Source organism: Gracilibacillus sp. HCP3S3_G5_2 (genome assembly GCF_052063305.1).
In the GTDB taxonomy this organism is placed as follows: domain Bacteria; phylum Bacillota; class Bacilli; order Bacillales; family Amphibacillaceae; genus Gracilibacillus.
On sequence record NZ_JBQHXU010000001.1, the window covers coordinates 1 to 13,269 of the forward strand.

14 protein-coding genes and 1 pseudogene are annotated in these 13,269 nt (G+C 37.3%); all 15 read right to left on the minus strand.

Annotation, left to right across the window (positions count from 1 at the left end):
- Window positions 1-111 (minus strand): BMC domain-containing protein (locus tag ACTNEP_RS00005; protein ID WP_441159964.1); only part of this gene is annotated, 111 nt, incomplete at its 3' end.
- A 37-nt stretch (window positions 112-148) separates the two neighbouring features.
- Window positions 149-421, minus strand: coding sequence for a BMC domain-containing protein (locus tag ACTNEP_RS00010; protein ID WP_441159491.1), 273 nt, complete (start codon window positions 419-421; stop codon window positions 149-151).
- A complete protein-coding gene (locus ACTNEP_RS00015) occupies window positions 414-803 on the minus strand; it encodes a BMC domain-containing protein (protein WP_441159492.1) in 390 nt (129 codons plus the stop codon). Before ACTNEP_RS00015 ends, ACTNEP_RS00010 begins: the two co-directional genes overlap by 8 nt.
- Entirely contained in the window at window positions 800-1,090 is a 291-nt protein-coding gene (locus tag ACTNEP_RS00020; RefSeq protein ID WP_441159493.1) for a BMC domain-containing protein, read from the minus strand. The genes ACTNEP_RS00015 and ACTNEP_RS00020 overlap by 4 nt, the downstream gene beginning before the upstream one ends.
- A 26-nt stretch (window positions 1,091-1,116) precedes the next feature.
- A complete protein-coding gene (locus ACTNEP_RS00025) occupies window positions 1,117-1,437 on the minus strand; it encodes a BMC domain-containing protein (RefSeq protein WP_441159494.1) in 321 nt (106 codons plus the stop codon).
- 10 nt (window positions 1,438-1,447) lie between these two features.
- Complete coding sequence (locus ACTNEP_RS00030) at window positions 1,448-2,986, minus strand: aldehyde dehydrogenase family protein (RefSeq protein ID WP_441159495.1); 1,539 nt, start codon at window positions 2,984-2,986, stop codon at window positions 1,448-1,450.
- Entirely contained in the window at window positions 2,987-3,784 is a 798-nt protein-coding gene (locus ACTNEP_RS00035; RefSeq protein ID WP_441159496.1) for a class II aldolase/adducin family protein, read from the minus strand.
- A gap of 30 nt (window positions 3,785-3,814) precedes the next feature.
- Window positions 3,815-4,876, minus strand: a complete 1,062-nt coding sequence (mtnA, locus tag ACTNEP_RS00040; RefSeq protein ID WP_441159497.1) for an S-methyl-5-thioribose-1-phosphate isomerase — start codon at window positions 4,874-4,876, stop codon at window positions 3,815-3,817.
- Window positions 4,877-4,940: 64 nt separating this feature from the next.
- On the minus strand, window positions 4,941-6,182 hold the full coding sequence (gene mtnK / locus ACTNEP_RS00045) for an S-methyl-5-thioribose kinase (protein ID WP_441159498.1): 1,242 nt from the start codon (window positions 6,180-6,182) through the stop codon (window positions 4,941-4,943).
- Between the two features lie 11 nt (window positions 6,183-6,193).
- The gene (locus ACTNEP_RS00050) at window positions 6,194-7,213 is read right to left on the minus strand and encodes an ABC transporter permease (protein ID WP_441159499.1); all 1,020 of its coding nucleotides are present in this window, start codon (window positions 7,211-7,213) and stop codon (window positions 6,194-6,196) included.
- Entirely contained in the window at window positions 7,210-8,730 is a 1,521-nt protein-coding gene (locus ACTNEP_RS00055; protein ID WP_441159500.1) for a sugar ABC transporter ATP-binding protein, read from the minus strand. Before ACTNEP_RS00055 ends, ACTNEP_RS00050 begins: the two co-directional genes overlap by 4 nt.
- Before the next feature lie 88 nt (window positions 8,731-8,818).
- Window positions 8,819-9,928, minus strand: coding sequence for a sugar ABC transporter substrate-binding protein (locus tag ACTNEP_RS00060; RefSeq protein ID WP_441159501.1), 1,110 nt, complete (start codon window positions 9,926-9,928; stop codon window positions 8,819-8,821).
- Between the two features lie 157 nt (window positions 9,929-10,085).
- Window positions 10,086-11,370: pseudogene (locus tag ACTNEP_RS00065) on the minus strand (O-acetylhomoserine aminocarboxypropyltransferase/cysteine synthase family protein); the annotation flags it as partial.
- A gap of 124 nt (window positions 11,371-11,494) precedes the next feature.
- Window positions 11,495-12,250, minus strand: a complete 756-nt coding sequence (locus ACTNEP_RS00070) for a sulfite exporter TauE/SafE family protein (RefSeq protein WP_441159502.1) — start codon at window positions 12,248-12,250, stop codon at window positions 11,495-11,497.
- A gap of 94 nt (window positions 12,251-12,344) precedes the next feature.
- Entirely contained in the window at window positions 12,345-13,256 is a 912-nt protein-coding gene (locus ACTNEP_RS00075) for an AEC family transporter (RefSeq protein ID WP_441159503.1), read from the minus strand.
- Window positions 13,257-13,269: the final 13 nt, after the last annotated feature.

Below are 13,269 nucleotides of genomic sequence, written 5' to 3' on the forward strand. Positions count from 1 at the left end.
GATCTTTTCACTTCCTACTATTTCTACATTTGCTGCCTTTAACATTGCATCTGCTGCCTCGATTGAAGCAGTTAATCCTCTTGTTTCAATTACTCCTAATGAATCACTCATGTAAATACCTCCATATTTTAATTGTTTTGAATTAATCTTAAGAAAGCTTTAATAATTTATTAACATCACTGTGTGGGCGTGGAATTACGTGAACAGCCACAACTTCTCCTACTCGTCCTGCTGCTTCTGCTCCCACTTCTGTTGCTGCTTTTACAGCACCAACATCACCCTTAATGATCACAGATACTAGCCCTGATCCGATCTTTTCACTTCCTACTATTTCTACATTTGCTGCCTTTAACATTGCATCTGCTGCCTCGATTGAAGCAGTTAATCCTCTTGTTTCAATTACTCCTAATGAATCACTCATTATTTTCTTCCTCCTCTAAAGTTCTTGTTTGGTTTTTCTTTGTATTTGTCTTTCTAGTTGGCTTCTTTACTGCTAATTTCTTTTGTTTTGGTGGATTACTTGGTATAGCATACTTTAAGATTTCAGGGTGTGGATTCGTAATCATCACTGCATTTTTTAACGGTTGATCTTGCTTTGTCTGATTGACTTGCTTAGCAGTAGCAATTGCCATGGTGACATCAGATATAGACCCTCCAACAATAAGTGAAACTAGTTTTCCACCCAACTGATTATGACTGGCGATAAATTCGACCCCGACTGATTTGCTAACCTGATCCAGCATTTCCATCGCAACAGAAAAGTACTTTGTTTCTATTACACCAATAGCTTCATACTGTGTCATGGTTTTTCACCTTCCTTATGTGGAAGCAGCTTGCCATACATGCCTTCATCTGGTTTCGGAATCGTTTTGATGGCAAGAACCTCACCATGATGAGAAGCCTGGTCTGCCCCAACCTCTAATGCCGTTTGAATAGAGGCTAAATCCCCTGTTATCATAATCGTTCGTATGCCTGAACCGACTTGCTCTACCCTAATCACTTCCACAAAAGCATGCTTGCTCATAGCATCAATAGCAGTCATTGCTGTCACAGTTCCTATTACTTCCATCAATCCTAATGATCTTTTCATATATATTCCCCTAACTTACTAGCTCACTATGGACGTTTTACTTTCCCTGTACTCAGTAGCTTTTCAAGACCTGGTGTTTGATGTGAAAGCATCCTTGTCACAATATCTTGTTGTTCAATGTATTGACTGGCTACTTGTCTGGCAGTTTCTAATGCAACTTTTACATCCGATACATTACCGGTAAATTTAACTTGAACGACTACAGGAATGGTAGCATGATCGCCAGTAACCGGATTATTACAATCCATTGCTTCAATCTCAATATCTGCTGCCTTACAAGCTTGATCCATTGCTGCCATTGCCACACTAAAGCCTAAAACCTCTAAAAGACCTACTGCTTGTCCCATCTAGCTTCACCTACCCTCTGATATTGAAACCGCCATTAGCAATTACAGTTCTCCGTTGTCTTGTAAAGGTCCTTGCTGATGTGACACCTTCACCTGTTGGTCCAGCAATCGTCATTGTCGTGAAACCTTCCCCCTGGAAGCCAACCCCCGACAAAGAGGAGCCGTTATTAACAAAAATGGTAGTACCAATTGCTTTAGCGAATTTTGTCACATTACTAATATGATTAGAGTGCATGACAGCAGTATGACGGTTACCATGTTCTGCCTTAACGGCATTTTCAATTGCCTCGTCAATTGATTTCACTCTTACAATTGGCAAAATTGGCATTAATTGTTCTAATTGGACATAAGGGTGATTCGCCTCGACTTCACAAATTAACAGCTTGGTTTGGACATTATGAATGCCAATTTGTTCTAATATGCGTGTTGCATCTTTTCCAACCCATTCCTTTGCTATTAAGTAATCTCTTGATAAATAGGAGCAACCTCCAGGGATGCCATCCGGATTTTCTTTGAGAGTTAAGCTCATTACTTTATCTAATTGCTGGTGATCCAACATATAAGCACCTTGATTTAGCAACTCAAAAATCAAATCATCAGCTACTTGATCCAGTACAAATACTTCTTTTTCAGCTATACATAAAAGATTATTATCAAATGAAGCACCTTCTACGATATCTTTTGCAGCTTGAGTTAGATCTGCTGTTTCGTCAACAATAACAGGAGGATTCCCTGCCCCAGCACCAATTGCTTTTTTACCTGACTTTAATAAACTCTTTACCATTCCCGGACCACCTGTTCCTACTAATAGCTTGACAGATGGATGATTCGCTATTTGCTGAACTGTTTCAATCGTAGGCACCTTCACCATTGTAAGCAAATTCTCAGGTCCACCAGCTTTTACAATCGTTTGGTTTAGTAATTGAATCATTTCACGAGAACTTTTTTTAGCTGATGGGTGTACGTTAAAGACAACTGCATTACCCGCAGCAATCATACTAATTCCATTATGAACGATTGTGTCGAGTGGATTGGTTACCGGTGTTACTGCTCCAATCACACCAAATGGTGTTTGCTCAACAAAGGTTAGTCCATCATCACCTGAAAAGGTTTCCGTAGTTAATATTTCAGTTCCCGGTGTTTTTTCAACTGTTAGGGATAGTTTCTTCACCTTATCTTCGTAATTACCAATCCCTGTTTCTTCTAATGTCATTTTGGCAAAATACGTTACTTTTTCTTTCACTGCTTGCCGAATGGAATGAATAATGAGTTCTTTGTTTTCAAGATTATATTGCTTCATCCACTTTTGCTGGGCATGTTTAGCCGCTTCAATTGCGTCAGCTACCTCTTCAAACACGCCATCATAGCTAGTATGAACAGCTGTAAAAGTTGTATTGTTCTCCATATCAGCAGATGAAAGCTGCTTCATTTTCAATGGTTGATGTACTTGGGCGCCTGTATATTGTCTTTCTCGATTATCAATTGCTGCTTCAACATTCTTTAGCACAGAATCAATAATGGTCTGAATATCTTTTTCATTTAATTCCAACTACAATGCGCCTCCTTTCTGTAGTTGCTCAATCACTCTTTTGGTAACTTTTTCTACTATATTTTGGATAACTTGTTCTTTTGTACGATCCATTGATTGCTTTTGCTCTGTTACATTACAAGGTGGGACACCACCAGTTTTGATCCCCATTTTGTTACGGATTTCAATTAGATCGGATATTTGATTACAATTTAATTCATTAGCTTTGTTCAAAATATTAGTAGAGTAGGTCAGCATTAATGCATAATGCTCGAGTGATTCCATTCGGTAATAGGCCTCAAACAGGTCACGTCCCCACGTTAATGCACCATGATTGGCTAGTAGTACTGCATGATGATCTTTTATCAGTGGGGTAATGGAATCAGGTACTTCTTCTGTACTTGGTGTTGCATATGGAGCAACAGGTACTCTTCCCAGCAGGACAACTGCTTCAGGCGAAACTGGTTTTTCTAGATTAATGCCAGCAATCGCATATGAGGTTGCCATCGGCGGATGGGCATGCACGACTGCATTCGTTTCTTCACTTTCCTGGTAGACTCTTAAGTGCATTTTCACTTCAGAGGATGGTTTCCGATTACCTGCTATAATCGTACCATCCAGTCGCATTTTTACCATCATATCAGGAGTCATAAATCCTTTACTTACTCCAGTAGGTGTTGTCCAGATTGTGTCAGGACCAACTCGGACAGAAATATTACCATCATTGGCAGCGACGAAATTCTTCTGATAGACACGTTTGCCAATTTCGACAATCCATTTTTTCGCTTCAAAATCACTATAATATTTCGTTTGATACATGAATATCCCTCCTTCCTAATCGCTGCGTTATTATTCAAATATTTTTGCTAAATTTTCTTTGTATGAAGGAGATATAATTCCCTTTTCCGTAATAATCCCCGTTATCAGAGAATGATCCGTTACATCAAATGCTGGATTATATGTTTTTACATCTGCTGGTGCCATTGGCTCACTGTACCATTTCGTTTTGATTTCTTCCTCAGAGCGTAACTCAATTTCAATATCTGCACCTGTCTCTGTATTTAAGTCTATTGTGGACATGGGAGCACAAACGTAAAAAGGAATTTCATAATGCTTCGCTAAAATGGCAACCCCTGATGTACCGATTTTATTCGCCACATCACCGTTTGCTGCCACCCGATCACACCCTACTAGTACAGCTTGTACTTTATTTTGACTCATGACAATAGAAGCCATGTTATCACATATTAAGGTAACATCGACTCCCGCTTCATTTAATTCCCATGCTGTTAAGCGGGCACCTTGCAACAATGGTCTAGTTTCATCAGCATAAACTTTGAAATCATAGCCTTGTTCCTGACCTAAATAAATCGGAGCTAAAGCAGTACCGAACTTTGCTGTAGCAATTGTCCCCGCATTACAGTGTGTAAGAATACCCCAACCAGGCTCTAGTACTTCTAATGCATAACGGCCAATTGCTTCACAAACTTTTTGATCTTCTTCTTTTATTGTATTTGCTTCTTCCTTTAATGCTTGTTTGATGGTAGTAATTGGTGAATTTATTTCACTATTTAATCTTGCTTCCATTCGATCTAAGGCCCAAAAAAGATTCACTGCGGTAGGTCGAGAAGAAGCTAATTTTTCTTTAGCTAACTTGAATTCTTGAGAAAATGATGCGAAATTTGTGGCCTTACTGTTTTTGGTTACGATGTAAATACCATATGCAGCAGCAATTCCAATCGCTGGAGCACCTCTTACTTTTAATTGATAAATGGCATCCCAAACATCGTCTACAGATTTTAGATGTAAATACTCTTTTTTATTCGGTAACTTTGTCTGATCCAACAGTATGATCGCGTCATTGGCATCATCAAGTTTCACCGATTCGATAACAGTAATATGTTCAGACATGTTATCTCCCCTTTTTTGTTACTGTAAATACTGGCTAATTATCCATTATATGAATAGAATTTCTTCAGCCCTTACTAATGGAACCTTTTAACTGGAAAGATCGTTTTACCTGATTTACAAAATCAGTTCCGGATTTATACGTATCTCGTTTTAAAATAAATTGCTTTGCAGCTGTTAAGCAACATTGCTCTGCTCTTTTACGTGCCTCTTCCTGTTCAATTGTAGTAATATCCGCTACTTTAGCAAGTCCAATGATACGGCGACACAACTCTAAACCAGTTACTGCTGCTGTATCTTTTAATATCGTTTCGAGGTAATATTCCTGAAAACCATCGTAACTAGCGACAAGGTCTTTTTCTGACTGATCCCATAATGTAATAAATTTTTCTTTAAACAAATCAATTACATCGCTAATAGTATTCAATAGATAAGTAGTAAATAGTTGTTGTTCCTGTTCATTGTCAATTGTTGCTTTTCCATTAGCGTAAGCAAAAATCAAATTAGCCACAACATTACCGATGTCATAACCAGCAGGACCATAAAAAGCAAATTCAGGATCAATTACTTTCGTACTGTCTTTTTTAATAAAAATAGATCCAGTATGCAGGTCCCCATGGATAAGTGACTGAGCATGAGTCATAAATTCAAACTTTAACTTCGCTGTTTCTAGCAGTAATTCTTTATCTCCCCATATTTCTTGTTCCACAAAAGAACGTGTGGCAGGAAAAACTTCATTGCGCTCACAATCATAAAAGGGTTCCGTGTAAACAAGGTCCTCACTAATTTCACACAACTCTGGGTTAATAAAGCTTTTCACTAAATCCTTTTTGTCCTTGTGATTCATCACAACATCTGACGTTAGTAGTAATGTTTTTACCATAAACGTTGTAATATGGTCTGCAAATTCCGGAAATGTTTCGTGCTTCATTAAAGCTGCTCGCATAATTTCATAGTCCGACAAATCCTCCATTGCAAAGCAGTTCATAATCGGGTCATACTGATAGGTCTTCGGCGTATACGCTGGTGCATAGTCATATTGAATTTTTAATATATCACTTTCGATTCTGTTTCGGTCAGGCGAAACTTTAAATTCATCAGAGATTCTCGCTACCGGTCCAGCTTGTTTAAGAATAAGTGAATCACCATTTCTTTCATCAATGATTCGAAAGACATAGTTTAAATTGCCATCACCAATTTCTTTACATGTTAGAACAGCATTCTCTTTAAAATAACTCAACTTCGCTTTCGCGTATTCGACTGCCTGATCTTCGTTCATGGTAAAATATCCAGTTGAAAAGTCAGTCATTTTTATACCTCCTATTTCAATTTGTAGTAAGTTATCGCTAATGCCAATGCAAATACGCCACCTTTAACGATATCCATTGCATAGTATGGCACGGACATCATTACTAGACCATTTGCCAAAATACCGATTAACACAGCTCCGACGAAAGTTCCAAACGCATTGGGTTTACCGGCTCCTAATACCGATAATCCAATAAATGCTGCAGCTACTGCATCCATTAAATAATTTCCTCCAGCGTTAATTTCAGCTTGCATCACTCGTGAAGCGAGTACGATTCCCCCGATAGCTGCTAAGAGTGCTGATAATACGTATGCCAGCACTTTATATTTATTAACTGGAATACCGGATAATCTTGCAGCTTCCTCGTTGCCGCCGATTACATACATGTAGCGACCGTGCTTTGTATAGGTAAGAAATATATGAACAATAAATACAATTACTAACATAAGAATGATGATATAGGGTGCCTTTCCTATCAGGGAGAAGACCTCGGTAATTTTCCCTTCAGAGTAACTCCCATCCGGCATAATCATATTTTCAGAGATCGTGGCACTTTTTGTATAAGTGAGGGCAACTCCTTGAACCACAAACATTGTTGCCAAAGTTAGTAACATATCTGGTATTCTCATTTTTACAATTAAGAATGAGTTTAGTAAGCCGACTAAAACCGCAGCCAATAGAGCAACGATGATAGAAATAAATGTCGGCTGGGCATACCAAACAAACATAGAGATAACTACCGCATTTGCCAAAGATGCAACTGATCCAATTGATAAATCAAAACCATTTACAGATAAAGAAATCGTTAATCCAACCGCTATGATCGTTACAATTGAAATGGAACGTAATATATTTTCGATATTACTCCATTGCAAAAATGCTGGATTAGCAATCGAAAATACAACTATTAATAAAACAATCGTCATTATCGTTCCATATTTATATAGAAATTGAAAAAAATCGAATGATTTTCCGTTTTGTTTCGGAGAAGAAAGTTTGTTAGACGTATCGGAATCGGAACTTACACTCATGAATCCCTTCCCCCTGTCGAATAGAATAATAACTGATCTTCAGTAGTTTTATCGGTCTTTAATTCTTTTACAATTTTGCCGTCATAAATCACATAAGATCGATCTGTTATACCAATAATTTCGGCTAACTCACTTGAAGCATAGATAATCGCTTTTCCTCTTTTAGCTAATTCGAGAATTAATTTGAAAATATCCTTTTTCGAACCAACATCAACACCTTTTGTCGGTTCATCGAAAATATAGACATCTGCATCAGCTATCAGCCATTTGCCAATTGCAATTTTTTGCTGATTACCTCCTGAAAGGTTGGCGAGCTTCGTATGAACAGAGGGTGTTTTGACACCTAAGTTCTCCACCATTTCAGTGGCAACTTTTTGTTCTTTCTTAAAATCTAAAAAAGACAGATGAATTACAAATGACGATAGATTAGCGGAAGTTAAGTTTGTTTTTACATTTTCTTCTACTAAAATTCCTTCTTTGCGACGTTCCTCAGGTACTAGTGCAAGTCCATATTTAACTGCATCATTTGGATGACGAATGTTTATTTTTTCTCCTCGCAGTCTAAGATTACCTTGTACTCTACCTGATTCACCGAACAATGCTTTACATATCTCGGTTTTACCTGCACCTACTAAACCTGCTAAACCTATTACTTCCCCTGCGCAAACATGAAAGGTAACGTCTTCAACCCTTTCATCATCACGCAAGTGCTCAACTTCAAAAATTGGTTCTTTGATTTCCCGAGGGATTTTAGGAAATTGTTCTTCCATCTGTTTCCCTAACATTTTTTCCACTATATCATTAATGGTGACATCTTTAATTAGATCATAACTGACAAATTGGCCATTACGCATGACGGTAATTTCATCGCATATTTCAAACAACTCTTGTAATCTATGTGAAATAAAAATGATCCCTACTTTATTGCCGCGTAACTGACGAACAATTTCAAACAGTTTTTCCGTTTCCTTGTTACTTAATGGTGCAGTTGGTTCATCTAAAATTAAAAAACGACACTCTCTCGATATAGCACGTGCAATTAATATCATTTGTTTTTCTGCCAAAGTTAATGTACTGACAAGACGACGAGAAGATAGATCAATATTTAATGTATTTAAAAGTTTCGAAGCTTCCGTATGTATGTATGCATAATTAACGAACTGCTTTTTTCCCATCCCATTAACCATTTCATTTAACATAATATTTTCACCGACAGATAAATATGGAATAAGTGCTGTATCCACCTCTTGATACACTATTTGTATACCTAAATCTTTCGCATCCTGCGGTGTATTAATCGTTACTTGTTGATTATCTAAATAAATCGAACCAGTATAATGAGAATAAGCACCAGATAACACCTTCATTAGCGTTGATTTACCAGCTCCGTTCGCTCCTATTAGTGCATGTACTCGTCCTGTATCCATGCTAAATTTGGCGTGATCCAATGCACGGACACCAGGAAAATCAATTGTAATGTCTTCCATTCTCAGTGTAGATTTTACCAAATAGATCACCCGCCTCACTTTACGGATCATGTTGATTGTTGATTTTGTAAAAGATAGAAAGCCGAACTGACAATCAATAGCTTTCTATCCATTGTGATTAATTAGAATGATGTTCTTTTAGAGTAGTCATCCAATCTTCTTCAAATTGGTCTGATTCTCCCCATCCTTCTACGACATTTGTTAAAGATTCCATGTTGACTTCTTCATCAGAAGCATTTAACTCGTCCTGTGAAATCATTGCCGGGTCTAAAGATGCTGTTTCTGGTGTTTCTTCTCCTGCAAATTTTTTCGCTAAAATCCGCACATTCACAGCACCAATTAGTTTTGGATCAACTGCTGCAGTATATTTCCATGGACTATTCTCTTCCTGCATTAATTGAAGATCTGCATTAGAAACATCTATTCCATAGATATCAATTTCTTCTCTCCCTGCTTCTTTCAATGCACGTGTTGCACCTACGGCGAAAGCATCCCAAGTAGCAAAAATTGCATCAAGTTCACCTTCAGGTATTTCCGTTAACCATGCCGCAACTGCTTCCTGCGTTTTTGTTTGTGGATCTTGTGCATCACCAAAACGCTTCACTTCATTTATACTTAGATTTTCTTCTAATACTTGTTCATAAACATTATTTCTTCTTACCATTGGTGGGAAACCGTCCACCCAAAGGTACCCAATATTAGCTTCCGGATGTTCTTCTACCAATTGATCTAATACTAATGAAGCTAGTTCTTCATCATTTTGAGAGGTTAATGTTACTCCATCTGCCTCTAAAGCCTCTTCATTTGTATCAAATGCTACTACTTCAATCCCTTTTCCCCTTGCTTCTTGTATCAATTCAACTGTTGCTTCATCATCACCGTGGGAAATGATTAGCCCATCGTAGCCTTGATTGATTGATTGGGAAATAGTGTCATGAAAACTAGCAGTATCTCCATTAGCAGAGAATGTGTCTACCTTCATTCCCAATGCTGTTGCCTCTTGTTGGGCCCCTGCTAAAAATTGTTGTGTATGGTCATCCCCGCCAATTTTACGAATTACCATAACTTCTAATGGTTCATCCTGCTGAAATGCCTCTGGCACTCCTTCCAATGCACCAGAATCAGTAGAAGCTTCATTTGTAGTGGCTGTGTCTTCTTGTCCGCATGCAGTCACTACCACTAATAGACTCATGGCTAAAGCCAATAAAGATATTTTCACCTTTCTCATCCTATAGACCCCCTGTTTTTTCATCAACATACTTCCCTTTGATAAGCATGTGTTCCCTATTAAATTCTCTTACTTTGTAACCTCTTGATTACTTCTTCTGTTAATCGATTTACCACATCTTCTGTAGAGTCTTGCTGTTGTGCTGCTGAAGTCCCTGTAGCCATTCCAGTTGCTTTTTGTAAAGATTGATTTAAATCTTGATATAAATCATCAATATTTTCTAATCCTACAGATAACCGTACCAAATCTTCTGTTACCCCAGTTGCTTCTAATTCTTCTTTTGATAATTGCAAGTGAGTAGTTGTAGCAGGATGAATAATAAGACTTTTCGCATCACCAACATTGGCAAGATGTGACCATAGTGCCATATTATTTATCAGCTTACTCCCTGCCTCTCTTCCACCTTTAATACCAAAAACCACAACGGAGCCAAAGCCGTTTTCCAAATGCTGTTTAGCATACTGATAAGATGGATGCGATGATAAACCTGGATAGGTAACCCAAGATACGGCTGGATGTTTTTCTAACCTTCTCGCCAATTCTAGAGCATTATCGTTATGTCGCTGCACACGCAAGTTTAAAGTTTCCAATCCTTGCAACAATTGAAAAGCATTAAATGGACTTAAACATGCACCTAAATCTCGTAGCAATTGGACTCTTAATTTGGTCGCAAACGCAATATCTCCAAAATCTGTAGCATAAACAATACCATTATAGCTCCGGTCCGGTTCAATAAATCCAGGGTACTTGGACGAATTCCAATCAAATTTACCTCCGTCTACAACAATTCCTCCAATCGATGTACCATGACCACCAATCCATTTCGTTGCAGAATGTACCACAATATCGGCACCTTGCTCGATTGGACGACATACATAAGGTGAAGCAAAGGTATTATCAACTATTAATGGAACTCCTGCTTCGTGGGCAATATTAGATACTGCAGGTATATCTAATACATGCAAACTAGGATTTCCAATCGTTTCAGCAAAAACAGCTTTTGTTTGAGCTGTAATAGCTTTTTTGAAATTTTGTGGATCAGTGGGATCAACAAAGTGAACGTTAATTCCATAACGTGGTAGTGTAATAGAGAATAAATTATAGGTACCCCCATATATATTGGTGGCAGCAACAATCTCATCGCCAGCGGAAGCAATATTAAGAATTGCCATGGCAATTCCTGCCATACCTGAAGCAGTTGCAACAGCTGCTACTCCCCCCTCTAATAAAGCCATACGCTTTTCAAACACATCTAGGGTAGGATTCATTAAACGGCTGTATATATTGCCATTCTCTTGAAGTGAAAATAACTTTTCTGCATGTTCTGTATCTTCAAAAACATAGGATGTTGTTTGATAGATTGGTACAGCTCTAGCACCGGTAACAGGATCTGGTGATTGCCCTCCATGTAATAACAATGTCTCTAAATGTTTATCACCCATGATGAAACCTCCAATTATTTTAAAGGTGAGATAATAAAATATAATACCACAGAATTTTAAGAATTTGTCGAAAATATTAGAAATTCTGAAAATTTTAACGAAAAATTATGAAGCGATCACGCTATTAACCTATGATAAGTCTAATAGCCCCTAATCCTGCAAATGTTAAAACTAATATTTGAAAAACTTGTTGAGGCATAATTTTGATTACTCGTACGCCAATCAATGCTCCTATAATTATCGCAGGAATAAGCCATAAATTAAAAGTTATCGATTCCACTGTCATAATACCTAAAGAAATATAAAATGGAACTTTAATTATATTAACAAATAAGAAAAACCATGCCCCTGTTCCCACAAATTCTTGTTTTGGTAAACCTTTAACGAGCAAATATACGGCCATCACTCCCCCAGCAGCATTACCGATCATTGTAGCAAACCCAGCTAATACACCCATGCTAAAGGTAAAAAGTTTTGATTTTGGTAACATTTTCACAAAACGTTCCCCTAGCTTTTCCCTGCTTATATGTAATAATATAAGTGCTAAAACTAAAATACCGATCATAGGTTTTAACTGCTCACTAGTTACCACATCTAACACAACATATCCTAGTACAATCCCTACTAATACCCAGGGCACTAGTGAAAATAAATAATGCCAAACAACATTTCTCCGATAATAGATAACAGCAAATAAGTCGCCAACAATCAGTAAAGGTAGTAAAATCCCTACAGATTCACGAGCAGGGAAAATAATCATAAAAATCGTAACGACGAAGATACCCATACTTGCTATCCCAGCCTTGGCAAAACCGATTAAAAGGGCTGAAAAAATGATAACTAACCACTCTATTATAGTTAATTCAAAAATGATAAACACCTCACTCTATAGATGCGAAAATACTAACCTTATTAATAAACGTTAATCTTCACTCACTAAACATTTTCATATTTTGATGGATCACTAGAATTGATTAAACTATCAGATTGACAATCAACCAAATTAAGATAAAACTAATAATCATCGTGATATTAGAGGCTGTTCCAACCAATCTTTGATTGTAACCAAACATAATAGCGTAAGGCAATACAGATGCTGGGGTTGGTAAGATAAACCCGATCAATAATGTAAACTTAAACATATCTTCCACCGGCAGCCAGATGTAACACGCAAAGCCTGCAATCAAACCAATCCCATATTTTGTGAATAAAAACTTTACAATAAGCTTTCCATATCCTTTCGCAAATGAAAAATTTAAGTATAAACCTAATAATAGTAAGGATAGGGGCATGTTTGCTACAGAGATCACACTGGTTACATCTATCATCATATCAGGCAACTCAACACCGATAATATTAATTAAACACATGATAAGATATGTTTGAAGTGGAATCGACTTAGATATTTTTACAATAATGGACCTTGTTTCTAGCATTCCGCCACTTCCTGCATAGGCACCTGCAATAATATAACTGAGGCCAAAAACAATAAAGGCATTCCCTACATCAAACATGCCAAAATATGTTAATCCATCAAATCCAAATAAGCCTTCTACTAGTGGATATGCAAATAATCCAATATTTAACCCTGGTACCATCATACCAAACGTACCTTTTATATCCTTCGTAGCATTTCGGAATACTGTAAGTGCAATAACAGCATTAACTACTCCATATACAAATGCAATAATAACTAAATAAAATAGGGAGGCTGTGAAGTCTACATCACTGAAAGTAACGATAATTAAACATGGTAACGTTAAGTTAAAGACTATCCTTGCTATTCCTTCCCCATCTTTCTCTTTTACAAGATTACATCTTTTTAATAAATATCCAATTCCAATAATAACAATAGAAATAATAAATTGCTCATTAAATCCGCTCATCTGACTGTAACTC